The sequence below is a fragment of the Paracoccus zhejiangensis genome (assembly GCF_002847445.1).
Lineage (GTDB): Bacteria > Pseudomonadota > Alphaproteobacteria > Rhodobacterales > Rhodobacteraceae > Paracoccus > Paracoccus zhejiangensis.
Map to the genome: position 1 here is coordinate 1,480,789 of NZ_CP025430.1, position 15,937 is coordinate 1,496,725.

A 15,937-nucleotide genomic window follows, 5' to 3' on the forward strand; every position below is an offset into this window, starting at 1 on the left:
AGACAAAGCGGCGACGCGGCGCAAGGGCCTCGTGTGCGAATTTTTGCCGGAAGGCGTCGGCTGACCGTTGCTGACCTTGGGTCACGCCGGGTCTGTGTCGCGTTCAAAACTGGACTGTCGGCGGCCTGATCGTTAACAGGGGCGGATGAACGGGAAGCACGAGACAGGCCAGAGCAAGAACAGCCGCGAGGACCGCCTGCGGGCGGCGCTGAGGGCCAACCTGGCCAAGCGCAAGGCGCAGGCGCGGGCGCGGACCGATCAGCGGGCCGATGCGCAGACCGATATGGAACACAGTCAGGCCGAGCCGGACGACCAGATAACCGGCAAGCCGGAAGGGGACGAGTAGATGGATCAGATCATCGTGACGGGCAACGGGGCGCTGAATGGCGAGATCCCGATTGCCGGGGCCAAGAATGCCTGCCTGACGCTGATGCCGGCGACGCTGTTGACGGATCAGCCGCTTACGCTGACCAATGCCCCGCGGCTGTCGGATATCCGCACCATGACCGAACTGCTGCGCAGTCTCGGCGCCGAGGTAGCCTCTCTGCAGGACGGCACGGTGCTGGCGCTGTCGAGCCATGACCTGACCAGCCAGCGGGCCGAATATGACATCGTGCGCAAGATGCGCGCCTCGATCCTGGTGCTGGGTCCGCTTCTGGCGCGCTATGGCCATGCCGAGGTCTCGCTGCCCGGTGGCTGCGCCATCGGCGCGCGGCCGGTGGACCTGCATCTGCGGGCGCTGGAGGCGATGGGCGCGGAACTGGACCTGCGCGAGGGCTATGTGAACGCCAAGGCGCCCTCGGGGGGCTTGCGCGGTGCGGTGATCGACTTCCCGATCGTCTCGGTCGGCGCGACCGAGAACGCTTTGCTGGCCGCCACGCTGGCGCGCGGCACCACGGTGCTGAAGAATGCCGCGCGCGAACCCGAGATCGTCGATCTGGCAGAATGCCTGCGTCGCATGGGCGCGCGGATCGAGGGCGAGACCACCGGCACCATCACCATCGAGGGCGTCGATGCCCTGCATGGCGCGACCCACCCGGTCGTCACCGACCGGATCGAGTTGGGCACCTACATGCTGGCGCCTGCCATCTGCGGCGGCGAGGTCGAATGCCTCGGCGGCCGGATCGATCTGCTGGGCGCCTTCTGCGAGAAGTTGGACGAGGCCGGGGTCTCGGTCGAGCAGACCAATCGCGGCATCAAGGTCGCGCGCAAGAATGGCCGCATCAAGGCCGTGGACGTAAAGACCGAACCCTTCCCCGGCTTCCCTACCGATCTGCAGGCGCAGATGATGGCGCTGATGTGCACTGCCGAAGGCACCAGCGTGCTCGAGGAAACCATCTTCGAGAACCGGTTCATGCACGCGCCCGAACTGGCGCGGATGGGCGCCAGGATCGAGGTTCATGGCGGCCATGCCACCGTCACCGGGGTCAGCAAGCTGAAAGGCGCGCCGGTCATGGCGACCGATCTGCGCGCCTCGGTCAGCCTGATTCTCGCCGGCCTGGCGGCAGAGGGCGAAACCATCGTCAGCCGCGTCTATCACCTTGATCGCGGCTATGAGCATGTCGTGCGCAAGCTGCGCGGCGTCGGCGCCAAGATCGAGCGGGTGAAGGAAGGCGAGGCCGCCCATGGCTGATGCGGGCTTCTTTGATGCCGGGCCGGACAGCCCGCTGGCGCTGAAGGCCGAGGGCGAGGCCGATCTGAGGGTGATCTCGGCGCTGGTGCAGGACGCGATCCTGCCGGCGAACGAACTCAGCTATGACAGCAAGGCCCGACGTCTGGCGCTGCTGATCAATCGCTTCCGGTGGGAAGATGCCGAGGCCGCGCGGCGCGAGAAGCGCGAGTTCGAGCGGGTCCGGGCGCTGCTGATCGTCAATGACGTGCTCAAGTTGCAAAGCGACGGGCTCAGCCGCGATGCCGACACGGTTCTGGAACTGCTGACGATCGATTGGCAACCGGGTGCGGATGGCACCGGGCGGCTGCTGCTGGAATTCGCCGGCGACGGCACGCTGGCAGCGGATGTGGAATGCATCAATCTCGACCTGCGCGACGTGACCCGGCCCTATGTCGCGCCCTCGGGCAAGGCACCGCATCACCCGGAATGAGAGTCTGGCGGCTTGATCCCGAACGCGCCGCGGAATGGCGCGCCATCCGGCTTGCGGCGCTGATCGATGCGCCCGAGGCCTTTGGCTCGACGCTGGACGACTGGCAGGACCGACCGCTTGCGGATTTCGCCGAACGGCTGGCCAACGTCCCCACCTTCGCGGCTGGCCGGACCGAGGGCGAGCCGCTGGCGGTCGCCGCCTGGCAGGCGGGTCTGGACCCGAGCGATGACCAGCGGGGCTGGCTTCTGTCGGTCTATGCCCGGCCCGAGGCGCGTGGCCGGGGCTTTGCCGAAACCGCCATCCGCGCCGCCATCGCCGATGCGGCGGCGCAGGGCATGACCTCGATCGGCCTGAATGTCCGGGATCGGGCGGCCCATGCGCAGGCGCTCTATCGCCGGCTTGGGTTCCGCCCCTCCGACCGGCACGAGCCGAGCAACAGCCCGGACAACCCCGAGATCGAGATGCTGAGAAGCCTGCCATGATCCTCTCCGCCGAGGCGCTGGCCTTTGACATGGACGGCACATTGGTCGATTCCGGCCCGGTCATCGCCGCGTCATGGACCGAATGGGCTGAGCGCCGGGGGCTAAACCCTGCGGCGGTCATCCATTTCTGCCATGGCCGTCCGCTGCACCGGATCATCGCCCATTTCGCCCCTGAGGCCGAGCTGATGACCGAGGGGCAATGGGTGCTGGACCGGCTGCCGGCGCTGGAGCATCTCTTGCGCCCGATGGCCGGTGCGCCGGAATTGCTGGCGCGCCTCGACCCTGACGAATGGGCGCTGGTCACATCCGCGCCGTCCGATCTGGCGCGGCGCTGGATAGGTATCTGCGGGCTGCCCCTGCCCGGCATCGTCATCACCGCCGATGACGTGACCCATCCGAAGCCCGATCCCGAACCCTTCACCCGGGCGGCGCAGGCCTTTGGCCTCGCGCCCGACCGGATGCTGGCCTTCGAGGATTCGACCGCCGGCCTCGCCTCGGCAAAAGACGCCGGAATGCCGAGCGTCGGCCTTGGCGGCGCCACCGGCAGTGCCGCCAGCATTGCCGATTATACGGGCGTGACCCGGCTGCCCGGCCCCGACATCCGGCTGGATTTCGGCGCCTAGATCCGCTGCCAGCGGATCACCTCGGGCTTGCCGTCCAGCAGCGGCAGGATCTTCACCAGTTGCGCGTCGAGAAATTCCGTCTGGTTATGGGCGCGCTCGGCCTCGGGCGTGGCCCAGATCTCGACCGAGGTGAAGAGATCGCCGTTCTGCAGGTAGTCATAGCCGAGGCAGCCCGACTCGCCCCGGCTGTGCTCGGCCAGTGCACGAAGCAGCGGGATCAACGCCCCGGCCTGACCGGCGCGGGCGCGGAAGCGGGCGGTGACATGAACCGGACCGCTCACAACTGCCGCTCCCATTCCTCCTGCTGCTCGCGCCGGGCCATGTCATGGGCGGCTTTCGGCAGCACCGTGCGATAGGGCGGATTGGCCTCGGTCAGCACCCGGATCATCGCCGCGATCATCTCGGCGGGATCGGCCTGCCGGGTCAGTTCGCGCACCGGCCAGTGATCCATCACCCGCTCGCCGTGCCCCCACCATTGGTCCTGCGCCTCCATCCCGGTATCGTTGAAGCCGGTGCGATAGGCGCCGGGATTGATGGTGCAGACCTCGACGCCATAGGGGGCCAGTTCTTCACGCAGCGCGAGGCAGAAGCCCTCGACGGCGAATTTGCTGGCGGAATAGGCCCCGTCCCAGGGCACTTTGACCAGACCCGCCACCGACGAGGTCCAGACGATGCGCCCGGCCCCGGCGCGAATGAACTTCTTCGCCGCGCCCTGCGCCATCTCGAGGGCCGCGAAAACATTGGTGTCGAAGATGCGCCGGACGATTTCGGGCGGAAGTTCCGCCACCGGCCCGGATTCCATGATGCCCGCATTGTTGAAGAGCGTGTCGAAGTCCAGCGCCAGCGCGTGGTCGCGGTCGATCGCGGAGAGCACGTCCAGCTTGATGACTTGCATGGTCAGGCCCCGCTGCGCGGCCTCGGCCCGAAGCTCGGTCACCTGCGGCCAGATCTGGCAGGACGCGATGACCTTGTGCCCCGCCTCGGCCAGCCCCAGCGCCACGCCCTTGCCGAATCCCGAGCCCGCGCCGGTGATGAGGATGGTTCTCGTCATGCTGCCTCCCGTGTCTGACGGGGGCAGATGAGCATGCGTCGCCGTGATTGTCGACCAGCCACGAAAAAGCCCCGGACCAGAGGGCCGGGGCTTCGCCAAACTCAACCGCGGGTCAGCGGCATTCGAGATTGGCAACAACCGGGTTCGGCACCAGATCCAGCATCGCGCCGCTGCTGGCATCGACGCCCGCACCGATGATGCCGCCGACAAGGACATTGCCCGCCATCGCCGCGCCGCCCGAATTGGCGACCTTGTTGGTCACGCGGATCTGCTGCGGCTTGCAGCCCTGCTTCTGGACCAGTACATTCAGTTCCGACTTGCGGGGCAGTTTGAACGTGCAGGGGGTCGAATCGCAGGTCTGGCCATTGCTCATCTGAACCTGAGCCCCGGCCGGGGTCGATTCGACGATGAGCACGTCCTTGCTGCCGCGGGTAATCGTTGCGCAGCCGGCCAGGGCCAGCACCGTGCCAATTGCAATCACTGTCTTGATCATAAGCATCCCTCGATAAACAGAGATGCAACCTATATGTTCAACTCCCGGTGATCACAATTGACCTGATCCAATTTTATTATGTACTTTCAGATATGTTAACCCGATTCAGTTCAGCCCGCGTCCTGGCCGATCAGGATCAGTCCCCCCTCGACCACCAGCGGCACCCGGTCCAGCGCGCAATCGGCGCCTGACAGTGGCTCGCCCGTCGCCGCCTCGAACATCGCGCCGTGGCCGGTGCACATCAGCTTGGCCCCGTCTGCCGAGAGAATCTGCGGCCCGCGATAGTCGAGCGGCAGGTATTGATGCGGGCAGGCATTCACATAGGCATGGACGGCCTCGCCCGCGCGCACCAGCAGCAGCGGGAACTCGCCCTGCGGACCGTCCAGCATCAGCGTCATTGCCCCGCTGACCTCAGAGAGCGTGGCGATGGGCGTGCCGGGTGCGGGGGCGGTGCTGTAATCGGTCCAGGCCATGGGTCGCTCCTGTCATGAAAATGCGCCCGAACCAAAGGCCGGGCGCAAATACCGTTTACGACATGCGATCAGGCGGTGGGTTCAGCCTTCAGCACGCCGCGGCGAACCTGGTCTTCCTCGATCGATTCGAACAGCGCGCGGAAATTGCCCTCGCCGAAACCGTCATCGCCCTTGCGCTGGATGAATTCGAAGAAGATCGGGCCGATCACCGTCTTGGAAAAGATCTGCAGCAGGATGCGGGTCTCGCCGCCGCCGACGACGCCTTCGCCATCGATCAGGATGCCGTGCTTCTTCATCCGCTCCAGCGGTTCCTCATGGCCGGTCACGCGCTTTTTCGACATGTCGTAATAGACGGCGGGCGGCCCGGGCATGAATTCCATCCCGGCGGCGGAAATCGCATCGGTGCCGGCATAGATGTCATTCGAGGCAATCGCGATGTGCTGGATGCCCTCGCCCTTGTATTCCTTCAGATATTCCTCGATCTGGCTGTTCTCGTCGGCGCTTTCGTTGATCGGGATCCGGATCTTGCCATCGGGGCTGGTCAGGGCGCGGCTGGTCAGGCCGGTCTGCTTGCCCTTGATGTCGAAGAACCGGATTTCGCGGAAGTTGAACACGTCGTGGTAGAACTTGTACCAGGTGTCCATGTTCCCGCGGATGACATTGTGGGTCAGGTGGTCGAGGTAGAAGAAGCCGAAGCCCGTGGGGCGCGGATTGACCTCGCCCAGCCAGTCGAAGTCGCGCGCATAGGCGCTGCCGGTTTCGCCATAGGTGTCGACGAAGTAGAGCAGCGAACCGCCGATGCCGATCACCGCCGGCACGTCCAGCGACTTGCCGGGGCCGGTATATTCCACCGCGCCCAGTTCGACCGCGCGTTTCAGCGCATGCTGCGCATCGACCACGCGCCAGGCCATGGCCGGGGCGCAGGGGCCGTGATCCTTGACGAACTGGGCGGCATGGCCATCCGCATCGGCGTTCAGCAGGTAGTTGATGTCGCCCTGACGATAGAGAACGATGTCCTTGGTCTTGTGCTTGGCCACCGGAACGAAACCCATCTGGCGGAAAATGCGGTCGAGGATCTCGGGCTGGGGATGGGCGAATTCGACGAACTCGAACCCGTCGGTGCCGGCCGGGTTGGCGGCGGTGATGGTGGCTTTCGGGGCGTTATGCGGGAAGGGACCCATGGCGCTACTCCTCAATCTGCGGCTTGGCGACAGTATGTCACAGGGGCCGCGCATGGGGCTTGCATCTTTCGCCGGTTTTCGGGTCATATTGCACGAAATTCGCACCATGAGACGGATTGGCGCACGAAATGGCCATAGACAGCTTTGACCTTGCGATTCTGACCGCATTGCAGCGCGACGGGGCGATGACCAACGCGGCACTGGCCGAGGTGGTCAACCTCTCGCCCTCGCAGTGCTCGCGCCGGCGGGCGGCTCTGGAAGAGGCCGGGCTAATCCTCGGCTACGCAGCGCGGCTGAACGCCGCGGGCTTGGGCTTCGGGCTGCGCGCCATCACGAGGGTGAACCTGCAGAGCCACGGACAGGGTACCGATGACAGCTTTGCCCGCTTCATCCAGACGCAGCCGAACATCCGCGCCGCCTTCTCGGTCGCGGGCGATGCCGATTACGTTCTGGACGTGCGAGCCCGCGATCTCGAGGATTTCGCCGCCTTCCTTCACCAGCACCTGCTGCCGCATCCGCAGGTGGCGCATGTGCGGTCCGAGATCGTGCTGAAGACGCTGAAGGAAGAGGAAGGGCTGGCGCTTCAGCCCTGATTGTTCAGGCTGAAGAGATCCACGAAACCCTGCGCCCGCGCGGCATCGCCGATCAGCCCGATCACCCCCGCCTCGGCCAGACGCGCCACCGGCTCGGGTCCATAGACCGCGCGGGCCAGCGTGTTGCCATTGCCGCGCAAGAGGAAATCGCCCTCGGGTTTGCGGGTGGCTTTCACCGTGAGTGACCCGTCCGACGAGATCCGCAGCTCGAACGCCTCGCGCTCCATATCGAAACCGGCGACCACCTCTTGCCCTGCGGCGGCGGCGCGGTCGATTTTGGCGCACATGGACAGCATCAGCGCCGTCGGGCTGATGAATCGGCGCGGGTCATGGCCCTGATGCTGGCTGCCCCAATGGCAGAGCGCCATAAGCACCGGATGCAGCGCCAGCCCCGATTGCGTCAGCCCATAGACCCCAAGGTCAGGATCATGGCTGACCACGCCCGACTCGATCAGTTGCGTCAGCCGCTGGGTCAGCACCCCGGCGGTGATCCCCGGCATCCCGGCGCGGATCGCCTGAAACCGCTTCGGCACCACCATCAGCTCGCGCACCACCAGCAGCGCCCATCGATCGCCGATGACGTTCAGGGCGTGGGCCTCAAGGCAGCCCTCGTCATAGCGGATGCGCGATGTTTCGCCGTTCTTGGTCATATTTTCATACTATCAGTTGCTTTTTCATACTGCAAGCGACAGGATGCGAGTCGGATCGGGGATTCCGCCCCGGCAACAGGAGGTTCTGATGAGCTATTATTTTGGCACCATCGCGGCTGTCCCCACCGCTAACAAGCAAGACTATATTGATCATGTGAAACAGGCCTGGGGTCTGTTCTCGAAATATGGCGCGACCCGGATGATCGAAACCTGGGGCGCCGATGTGCCCAAGGGCAAGGTCAATGACCTGCAGGGCGCGGTCGCGGCCAAGGATGACGAAACGGTCGTGTTTTCCTGGATCGAATGGCCCGACAAGGCCGCCGCCGATGCGGCATGGGAGAAGATGCAGAGCGATCCCGAGATGGCGGCGATGGGCAATATGCCCTTCGATGGCAGCCGGATGATCTATGGCGGCTTCCAGCCGGTCTGGGAGGCCGGGCAGCCGAATGGCGGGGCCTATGTTCAGGGCTTCGCGCTGGCCGCGCCCGAGAAGAACAAGGACGCCTATACCAAGATGGCGGGCGAGGCCTGGTCGATGTTCGAGGGCTATGGCGCGCTTGGCACCATCGAGGGCTGGGGCGTGGACGTGCCGCATGGCAAGAAGACTGATTTCTACCGCGCCACCCTGGCCGAAGAGGGCGAGGCGCCGATCTTCAGCTGGATCGCCTGGCCCGACCGCGCCACCTGCGACGCGGCCGCCAAATCGATGGAGGCCGACATGGAGGGGCAGGAATTCCCCGAGATGCCCTTTGACGGCAAGCGGATGATGTGGGGGGGATTTGACACGATCTTCGATTCCGCGAAATCCTGACATCCGGTCTCGGGACCGATCAACCGCCTGATCAAGAGGAGGCGATCATGACGAGCTTTCAAGGCAATCCCTGCTGGTATGAGCTGACATCCGGCGATTCCCCCGCAGCGGCAGATTTCTATGGCAAGGTGCTGGGCTGGACCGCGCAGGATGCGGGCGTGCCCGGCTTCGACTATCTGCTGGCGAAGTCGGGGGAGGACATGGTCGCCGGCCTCGCCAATGCCGATGGCAACCAGCCGCCGCACTGGTTGATCTATTTCGCCGTCGATGATTGCGACGCGACGGTGCAGGCCATCCTCAAGGCCGGCGGCAAGGATTTCGTCGGCCCCGAGGACATTCCCGGCACCGGCCGTTTCGCCATTGTCGGCGATCCGCAGGGTGGGCGCTTCGGCATCCTGCAGCCCGATCTCGGCAATATGACGCCCGAACAGATCGCCAAGGCCAACGAGACCGGCGCCTTCGACCAGAAGAAGGCCGGGCATGGCAACTGGAACGAGCTGATGTCGAGCGACCCGGAGGCGGGCTTTGCCTTCTATTCCGGTCTCTTCGGCTGGCAGAAATCGACGCCTGTCGACATGGGCGAGATGGGCACCTATCAGCTGTTCTCGCACAACGGTGCCGATATTGGCGGGATGATGGGCCTGGGCAATGCGCCCTTCACCTCTTGGCTGCCCTATTTCGGCGCGAATGGCGTGACGGCAGCCATGGACCGGATCAGCGCCAATGGCGGCCAGATCATCCACGGCCCGCAAGAGGTGCCGGGCGGCGCCTTCATCGCCATCGCGCAAGACCCGCAGGGCGCGCATTTCGCCGTGGTCGGCCCGAAGGAGGTCACCCCATGACCCGCGCGCCCGTCACCATCGTCACCTATGACTGGGTGCCACCCTTTGCCCAGGGCTATGTCCGCGAGATCCGCGCGCGTTGGGCCGCCGAAGAGGCCGGCATTCCCTATCGCATCGAAACCGTGCCGGTTTCACCCAAATCTGCCGCCCATCGGGAGATGCAGCCCTTCGAGCAGGTGCCGGTGCTGAAGGATGGCGATCTGACGCTGTTCGAAAGCGGCGCCATCGCGCTTTATCTGGCAGAGGGCACGGCGCTTCTGCCAGAGTCGCGCAGGGCCGAGGTGACGCAATGGCTGATCGCCGCGCTGAACAGCGTCGAGCCGCAGGTGATGGCTTGGGTCACCGCCGGACTGTTCGACAAGGACGAGGCCGCCGCCGAGCGAGCGATGAAGCGCCTTCAGCCCCGCCTTGCGCAACTGGCTGCCGCGCTCGAAGGGCGCGACTGGCTTGTGGGCGACACCTTCTCGGTTGCCGATCTGATGATGGTCGAGGTGCTGCGCGGTGCCGGCGACGATGGCGCGCTGGATGATCATCCGGTGCTGAAAGCCTATGTCGCCCGCGCCACCGCGCGGCCGGGCTTCAAGAAGGCGATGGCCGATCACATGGCGCATTGGACCGATGCCGACCGCGCCAAGGCCGAGAAGCAGGGGGCGCCGGCATGACCTCTCCCGTCCGCACCTGCCTCTGGATGGAGAAGGACGGCGCGGCTGCCGCCGCCTTCTACACCGCGCTGATCCCCGGCAGCGCCGTCGAAGGGGCCGTGGGCTTTCAGGGCGGCGACACCCCGGCGCTGGTGGTGAATTTCCACCTCGCCGGCACGCCCTACATGATCCTTAACGGCGGGCCGCATTTCACCCTGTCGCCCGCCGCCTCGATCTCGGTCCTGACCGAGGATCAGGCCGAGACCGACCGGCTGTGGAACGCCCTCACCGCCGATGGCGGGCAGGAAAGCCAATGCGGCTGGCTGATCGATCGCTGGGGCCTGTCGTGGCAGATCACCCCCCGCGCGGTGATGGAGATGACCTTTGCCGATGATCCCGAGGCCTCGGAACGCGCGCGGCAGGCCATGTACAAGATGACCAAGCTCGACATTGCGACGATGCGCGCGGCCTTTGACGGCCAGTGAAAGGATAACTGATGAAGACCCGCATTGCCCCGCTGCTGGCGCTGTCCCTTGCGCTGGCCCCTGCCCTTGCACGGGCCGAAACCACCGCGACGGTCGATCCCGCCGCCATCACCCCCGCCGATGTGCCGCGCGGCCAGCCCGATTACCACGCGGCGGGTGCCGGCGCCTATGTGCTCGACCCGGCGCATACGGCGGTGATCGCCCGGGTGCCGCATATGAACTTCTCGGTCAGTGTCTTCCGCTTTGACACTGTCTCGGGCAGCCTTCAGTGGAACCCCGAGGATCCCGCTGCCAGCACCCTAACCGCGACGGTTCAGGCCGGCTCGATCAGCAACCCCTATCCGGGTTTTGCCGAAACGCTGACCGGCGCGGATTACCTGAACGTGGAGGCCCATCCCGAGGCGAGTTTCACCGCCACCGGATTTGATGCAGTCAGCAATACCGCCGGCACCGTCACCGGCGATCTGACCATCATGGGCCAGACCCATCCCGCCACCTTCGACGTGACGCTGATCGGCGCCGGCGAGGGCTATACCGGGGATGAAAACGACCTGCCGATTCTCGCCCATCTGATCGGGATGCATGCCGAGACCACCATCGACCCGCAGGCCTATGGGCTGAACGCCTTCTTCACCGACCCGATCGAGATCCAGATCGACGCCGAATTCGCCCGCAAGCCCGCGCCGAAATCATGAGCCTGACGCTTTACTATCACCCGCTGGCCTCGTTCTGCTGGAAGGTGCTGATCGCGCTTTACGAGAACGGCACCGCCTTCACCCCGCGGCTGATCGATCTGGGTGATCCGGCGGATCAGGCGCTGATGACCGGGGTCTGGCCTGTGGCCAAGATGCCGGCGCTGATCGATCAGGGGCGCGGCGAGACCGTGGCCGAGACCTCGATCATCATCGACTATCTCGACCAGCACCATCCCGGCCCGCGCCGGATGATCCCCGCCGACCCGGATGCCGCGCGGCAGGTGCGGCTGTGGGACCGGTTCTTCGATCTCTATGTCCATGACCCGATGCAGCGGATCGTCGTGTCGCATCTCTTCATGCCGGCCGAGGCGCAGCCTGCCATCGCCGCCGCCTCCCGCGCCACGCTCGACACCGCTTACAAGACGGCCGAGGCGCATCTGCAGGGCCGGGACTGGGCAGCTGGCGAGTTCGGCATGGCCGATTGCGCCGCCATGCCGGCGCTGTTCTATGCCGGCATCCTGCATCCGTTCGAGGGTTTTCCGGCGCTGACGGGCTATGCCGAACGCTTGTTCGAACGGCCTTCCTGCGCAAGGGTGCTGGCCGAGGCAAAGCCTTATTTCGACATGTTCCCCTTTGTCGAGCGGATGCCCGATCGGTTTCGCTGAACGCGGCAGAGGGCAAGCGCCTGTCCGTGGGTAGGCGCCCCAAACGGCCCGACTGCGCGCTTTATGGTGCCAAGTCCCTCTCCTGCCGGAACTCGGGACCAGCCGCACCAAAGCGCCTACCCGCCCGGACGGGCAGGCGCTGGCCCGGCGCGCTTCGCGCTTGTTCCGGGCCGGGCGCTCCGCTCACCCCCGGATCATCGCCAGCGCCTCGGGCGGCGGGGCTTGCTCGATGCGGCGATACCAGCTGCCGTCGGTGGCGCGCTCGACCAGCCGGTGGTCGATCAGCGATCGGCGCAGCAACACATGGTCACCGAACAGGTGCCACTCCTTCAGCGCCGCGTTCAGATCCGCTTCGCGGTAATCACGCCCCGGCGCCAGACCGGCCCAGAAGCGCCAGAGGCAAAGGCCCTGCAGTTTCGTCTGCGCCGGCCAGGCGATCATCCGGCCCTGCGTGTCGAAATTGCGCAGCGCCCGCTCGACCGATTTCGAGACGGCGGGCCGGGGCGCCTCGGCCCGAAGCTGCTGGTAGTTCCTGAATCCGGCGGCGCGGGCGATCAGGGCCAGCATGGCCTGATGGCCGGGGACTTCCTGCCCCGACAGATCGCGGGCCAGCGTGCGGGCAAAGCCCGACAGGTCAGTGATGAAGACGGCGTTCAGATCACGCGTCATGGCGGCATCCTTCCAGCCACGCGAAAACCCCAAGGCGGGGTGCCGATGGTCGCCCTTGTCAGCGCGCGGCAAAAGATGCGGCTGTCCAATCTCTCGCACAGGTTCAGCTTGGCCAGATGGCCGGCGACGCCTCGGTGAACTGCGGACCGTGGCGGCAGGCTAGCCCCGCCACGGCCGCGCTGCAAGTCTCACCTCACGATGGTTTCCGGCCCCATCATCAGCGTCGGCAGCCATGTCGACAGGATCGGCACATAGGTGATCAGGATCAGGAAGACGAACAGCACGCCGAGGAAGGGCAGCGCGGCCTTGACCACCCGCATCATCGACATGCCGGCCACGCCCGAGGTGACGAAGAGGTTCAGCCCCACCGGCGGGGTGATCATGCCGATCTCCATGTTCACCACCATGATGATGCCGAGATGGATCGGATCGACGCCCAGCTCGATGGCAATGGGAAAGACCAGCGGCGCGACGATCAGGATCAGGCCCGAGGGCTCCATGAACTGCCCGCCGATCAGCAGGATCACGTTCACGATGATCAGGAACATGATCTTGCCAAAGCCCGCATCCAGCATCGCCCCGGCGATATGCTGGGGGATCTGCTCGTCGGTCAGCACGTGCTTCAGGATCAGCGCATTGGCGATGATGAACATCAGCGTGATGGTCAGCTTGCCGGCCTCCAGCAGCACATCGCGCGTGCCGCGGTGGAAGAAGGCCGTGACCAGCGCCTGCGGCTTCTGCCACAGCGGGATGCGACGCTCGCCGTCACGCAGCGGCCCCATGTCGCGGTAGATGAAGATCGCTACGACAAAGGCCCAGACCGCCGCCACCGCCGCCGCCTCGGTCGGCGTGAAGATCGCCTTGGTCACGCCCGGTATGCCGTAAAGCCCGACCATGATGATGACGATCAGCATCAGCCCCCAGAAGGCCTCGCGGAAGCTGGCCCAGATCTCGCCCCAGCCCTGCCACTCACCGCGCGGCATGTTCTTCCAGATGGCGATGATCAGGATGGTGGCCATCAGCATGAACCCGGCCAGAAGGCCCGGGATGACGCCGGCAAGAAACATCCGCCCGACCGAGACATCGGTGGCGCTGGCATAGACGACCATGACGATCGAGGGCGGGATCAGGATGCCAAGCGTGCCGGCATTGCAGATCACGCCGGCGGCGAAATCCTTGGAGTAACCGACCTGCCGCATGGCGGCGATGACGATGGAGCCGATGGCGACCACGGTGGCGGGCGAGCTGCCCGACAAAGCCGCGAACATCATGCAGGCAAAGACCCCGGCAATCGCCAGCCCGCCCGGCAGATGGCCGACGCAGGCGATGGAAAACCGGATGATCCGCCGCGCCACGCCGCCGGTAGACATGAAGCTGGAGGCGAGGATGAAGAAGGGGATGGCCAGCAGCGTCGCATGGCCCTCCATCGCGTTATAGAGCGTCTGTGCGATCGAGGCGAGCGAGGTGTCCGAGAACCACAACAGGAACAGGGTCGAGGACAGGCCAAGCGCGATGGCGATGGGCAGGCCCAGCAGCATCAGCCCGACGATCAGGACGAACAGCAGAAGGACATCCATGCCCTAGTCTCCGCGATTGAGATGGCGGACTTCCTCGACGGCGTCCTCGGCCTCATGGCTGACGATCAGGCTCTGCCGCTCGCCGGTCCAGACCTGCCAGGTGGCTTGCAGCAGGCGAAACAGCAAAAGTGCAATGCCGAAGGGCAGGACGAAATAGGGGATCAGGCGCGGCAGCTTCTCGTAGGGCTCGCCCATGTTGAACACATCGCCCATCCAGGCCAGGAAAGCCGGCATCGGGATCTGCTCGGTCACGTAGAAGGCGCGGTCGCGGGTCGGGATGAAGCCCGTCGGGAACCAGCGCCCTCCGGTCTGCTGGTAGCCGGCGAAGGGCGCCCAGTAATCCCAGGCCCCTTTCAGCAGCAAGAGCGCATAGAAGATGCACAGCGCCCCGGCCATCAGCGCCAGCGCCTTGCGTGCGCCCGCAGGCAGGATGTTGATCAGCGCATCCACCCCCAGGTGGGCATTGATCTTGACCGTGTAGGAGATCCCCAGCAGCACCAGCCAGGCGAACAGCGCCAGCGTCAGCTCCAGCCCCCAGATCAGCGAGGACTGGAACACATAGCGCAGGATGACATTGACGAAGGTCAGGATCGTCATCAGCCCCAGAAGGATGGCGATGGTGTTTTCTTCAAGACTGTTGACGAAGCGCCCGACCGGACCCTTCGGCTCGTAACGATAGCTCATTGCCCCCTCCCCGAGTGGCGCGGGAAACGGCCCGCCCCGCGACGCGCGCGGGACGGGTCCTGTTCTTCAGGGTCAGTGCTTCTCGTTGATCGCCTGCGCGGCGTCGATGTTCTCCTGCCCGACGCCCTCGGCGAATTGCGACCAGACCGGCTTCATCGCATCAACCCAGGCCTGACGCTGCGCATCATCCAGCTCGACGATCTTGCCGCCGGCATCGAGGATCGACTGCCGCGCCGCCATGTCGACATCGTTGACCGCGCCGTTCCGTTCCACCGTGACCTCGTTCAGGATGGTCAGCATCTGGTCCTTCACCGCCGGGTCGAGGCTGTCGAGCCAGTCGACCGAGGCCACGACCAGGTAGTCCAGCACGCCATGGTTGGTCTCGGTGGTGCCGTCCTGCACCTCGTAGAATTTCTGGCCATAGATGTTCGACCAGGCATTCTCTTGCCCGTCGACCACGCCGGTCTGCAGCGCGCCATAGACCTCGGCAAAGGCCATGGGTTGCGCGGAGGCGCCAAGCGCCTCGAATTGCGCGATGATGACATCCGAGGGCTGGACGCGGAATTTCAGCCCCTTGGCATCCTCGGGCGTGATCAGCGGCTTGTTCGCCGACAGCTGCTTCATGCCATTGTGCCAGAACTCGAGGCCAAGGATGCCGCGACGCTCCATGCTGGCCTTCATCGCCGCCCCCGCTTCCGAGGCCTGGAATTCATCCACCGCCGCGATGTTCTTGAACACGAACGGCAGGTCATAGATCTGGAAGACCTTGGTGAAGGCCTCGAATTTCGACAGCGAGGGCGCGCCCAGCTGTACATCGCCCTGCAGCATGGCCTCCAGCAGCGCATCGTCATCGTAAAGCGTCGAGTTCGGATAGACCTCGACGCACATCTTGCCATCCATCTCGGCATTCACCCGGTCCGCGAACAGTTGCGCCGCGATGCCCTTGGGGTGCTTGTCGGAATTGGTCACATGGCTGAATTTCACCACGGTTTCGCCGTCATCGCATTTCGCCGGATCGGCCAGCGCAGCAGTGGACATGAGCGCCAGCCCGCAGGCGGCGGTGAGAATCGATTTCATGAAGCAGTCCTCCCAAACTTTCGCAGCCGGATTATGTGGCCCGGCTTGCTTAGGCTTTCACTTTCGGCAACCGATCCAGATATGGCAACCCTAAACTCCCGCCCCGGCCCTTGACGGTTCCGGCAGAAACGCATGGCAAGCCT

Annotated in this window: 22 protein-coding genes; 12 read left to right on the forward strand and 10 right to left on the reverse strand. The window is 65.3% G+C overall.

Annotated features, from left to right (window positions below; all coding sequences use genetic code 11):
• Positions 1–145 precede the first annotated feature (145 nt).
• The 5 genes from CX676_RS07310 to CX676_RS07330 are packed head-to-tail and all read left to right on the forward strand — an operon-like array spanning position 146 to position 3,207.
• Positions 146–346 (forward strand): hypothetical protein, encoded by a 201-nt coding sequence (locus tag CX676_RS07310; RefSeq protein ID WP_101752035.1) that lies wholly within the window; start codon positions 146–148, stop codon positions 344–346.
• Complete coding sequence (gene murA, locus CX676_RS07315; protein ID WP_101752036.1) at positions 347–1,633, forward strand: UDP-N-acetylglucosamine 1-carboxyvinyltransferase; 1,287 nt, start codon at positions 347–349, stop codon at positions 1,631–1,633.
• A complete protein-coding gene (locus CX676_RS07320; protein ID WP_101752037.1) occupies positions 1,626–2,102 on the forward strand; it encodes a DUF2948 family protein in 477 nt (158 codons plus the stop codon). Before murA ends, CX676_RS07320 begins: the two co-directional genes overlap by 8 nt.
• Positions 2,099–2,584 carry a GNAT family N-acetyltransferase gene (locus CX676_RS07325; RefSeq protein WP_157935870.1) on the forward strand — a complete coding sequence of 162 codons (486 nt, stop codon included), beginning with the start codon at positions 2,099–2,101 and terminating at the stop codon, positions 2,582–2,584. Before CX676_RS07320 ends, CX676_RS07325 begins: the two co-directional genes overlap by 4 nt.
• Positions 2,581–3,207 (forward strand): HAD-IA family hydrolase, encoded by a 627-nt coding sequence (locus CX676_RS07330; RefSeq protein ID WP_101752039.1) that lies wholly within the window; start codon positions 2,581–2,583, stop codon positions 3,205–3,207. The genes CX676_RS07325 and CX676_RS07330 overlap by 4 nt, the downstream gene beginning before the upstream one ends.
• On the opposite strand, the gene CX676_RS07335 is transcribed toward CX676_RS07330, so the two are convergent.
• From CX676_RS07335 to hppD, 5 genes are all read right to left on the reverse strand, one after another.
• Positions 3,204–3,488: a putative quinol monooxygenase gene (locus CX676_RS07335; protein WP_157935871.1), complete on the reverse strand. Its 285-nt coding sequence runs from the start codon at positions 3,486–3,488 to the stop codon at positions 3,204–3,206. The genes CX676_RS07330 and CX676_RS07335 overlap by 4 nt on opposite strands.
• The gene (locus CX676_RS07340) at positions 3,485–4,258 is read right to left on the reverse strand and encodes an SDR family oxidoreductase (RefSeq protein ID WP_101752041.1); all 774 of its coding nucleotides are present in this window, start codon (positions 4,256–4,258) and stop codon (positions 3,485–3,487) included. Before CX676_RS07340 ends, CX676_RS07335 begins: the two co-directional genes overlap by 4 nt.
• Positions 4,259–4,370: 112 nt before the next feature.
• Positions 4,371–4,751: a translation initiation factor 2 gene (locus CX676_RS07345; RefSeq protein ID WP_101754198.1), complete on the reverse strand. Its 381-nt coding sequence runs from the start codon at positions 4,749–4,751 to the stop codon at positions 4,371–4,373.
• 110 nt (positions 4,752–4,861) lie between these two features.
• Positions 4,862–5,224 (reverse strand): Rieske (2Fe-2S) protein, encoded by a 363-nt coding sequence (locus CX676_RS07350; protein ID WP_101752042.1) that lies wholly within the window; start codon positions 5,222–5,224, stop codon positions 4,862–4,864.
• A 68-nt stretch (positions 5,225–5,292) separates the two neighbouring features.
• Positions 5,293–6,405 (reverse strand): 4-hydroxyphenylpyruvate dioxygenase, encoded by a 1,113-nt coding sequence (hppD, locus tag CX676_RS07355; RefSeq protein WP_101752043.1) that lies wholly within the window; start codon positions 6,403–6,405, stop codon positions 5,293–5,295.
• Between the two features lie 128 nt (positions 6,406–6,533).
• Between hppD and CX676_RS07360 the strand changes: the two genes are divergently transcribed.
• A complete protein-coding gene (locus CX676_RS07360; RefSeq protein ID WP_101752044.1) occupies positions 6,534–6,998 on the forward strand; it encodes an Lrp/AsnC family transcriptional regulator in 465 nt (154 codons plus the stop codon).
• Here CX676_RS07360 and CX676_RS07365 read toward each other — a convergent pair.
• Positions 6,989–7,648 carry a winged helix-turn-helix transcriptional regulator gene (locus CX676_RS07365; protein WP_101752045.1) on the reverse strand — a complete coding sequence of 220 codons (660 nt, stop codon included), beginning with the start codon at positions 7,646–7,648 and terminating at the stop codon, positions 6,989–6,991. The two genes, CX676_RS07360 and CX676_RS07365, sit on opposite strands and share 10 nt — an antisense overlap.
• A gap of 88 nt (positions 7,649–7,736) precedes the next feature.
• Here CX676_RS07365 and CX676_RS07370 point away from each other — a divergent pair, with 88 nt between their 5' ends.
• The 6 genes from CX676_RS07370 to CX676_RS07395 are packed head-to-tail and all read left to right on the forward strand — an operon-like array spanning position 7,737 to position 11,787.
• Positions 7,737–8,459 (forward strand): DUF1428 domain-containing protein, encoded by a 723-nt coding sequence (locus tag CX676_RS07370; protein ID WP_101752046.1) that lies wholly within the window; start codon positions 7,737–7,739, stop codon positions 8,457–8,459.
• A 47-nt stretch (positions 8,460–8,506) separates the two neighbouring features.
• Positions 8,507–9,301, forward strand: coding sequence for a VOC family protein (locus CX676_RS07375; RefSeq protein ID WP_101752047.1), 795 nt, complete (start codon positions 8,507–8,509; stop codon positions 9,299–9,301).
• Complete coding sequence (locus CX676_RS07380) at positions 9,298–9,963, forward strand: glutathione S-transferase family protein (protein WP_101752048.1); 666 nt, start codon at positions 9,298–9,300, stop codon at positions 9,961–9,963. The genes CX676_RS07375 and CX676_RS07380 overlap by 4 nt, the downstream gene beginning before the upstream one ends.
• Positions 9,960–10,427 carry a VOC family protein gene (locus CX676_RS07385; RefSeq protein WP_101752049.1) on the forward strand — a complete coding sequence of 156 codons (468 nt, stop codon included), beginning with the start codon at positions 9,960–9,962 and terminating at the stop codon, positions 10,425–10,427. Before CX676_RS07380 ends, CX676_RS07385 begins: the two co-directional genes overlap by 4 nt.
• Positions 10,428–10,438: 11 nt before the next feature.
• The gene (locus tag CX676_RS07390) at positions 10,439–11,122 is read left to right on the forward strand and encodes a YceI family protein (protein ID WP_101752050.1); all 684 of its coding nucleotides are present in this window, start codon (positions 10,439–10,441) and stop codon (positions 11,120–11,122) included.
• A complete protein-coding gene (locus CX676_RS07395) occupies positions 11,119–11,787 on the forward strand; it encodes a glutathione S-transferase family protein (RefSeq protein ID WP_101752051.1) in 669 nt (222 codons plus the stop codon). The genes CX676_RS07390 and CX676_RS07395 overlap by 4 nt, the downstream gene beginning before the upstream one ends.
• 183 nt (positions 11,788–11,970) lie before the next feature.
• Here CX676_RS07395 and CX676_RS07400 read toward each other — a convergent pair whose 3' ends face one another.
• The 4 genes from CX676_RS07400 to CX676_RS07415 all read right to left on the reverse strand — a co-directional run bounded on the left by CX676_RS07400 (position 11,971) and on the right by CX676_RS07415 (position 15,794).
• Positions 11,971–12,456, reverse strand: coding sequence for a DUF2087 domain-containing protein (locus CX676_RS07400; protein WP_101754199.1), 486 nt, complete (start codon positions 12,454–12,456; stop codon positions 11,971–11,973).
• A 188-nt stretch (positions 12,457–12,644) separates the two neighbouring features.
• A complete protein-coding gene (locus CX676_RS07405; RefSeq protein WP_101752052.1) occupies positions 12,645–14,033 on the reverse strand; it encodes a TRAP transporter large permease in 1,389 nt (462 codons plus the stop codon).
• Between the two features lie 3 nt (positions 14,034–14,036).
• Positions 14,037–14,717: a TRAP transporter small permease gene (locus CX676_RS07410; RefSeq protein ID WP_101752053.1), complete on the reverse strand. Its 681-nt coding sequence runs from the start codon at positions 14,715–14,717 to the stop codon at positions 14,037–14,039.
• A 72-nt stretch (positions 14,718–14,789) separates the two neighbouring features.
• Positions 14,790–15,794, reverse strand: a complete 1,005-nt coding sequence (locus CX676_RS07415; RefSeq protein WP_101752054.1) for a DctP family TRAP transporter solute-binding subunit — start codon at positions 15,792–15,794, stop codon at positions 14,790–14,792.
• Positions 15,795–15,937: the final 143 nt, after the last annotated feature.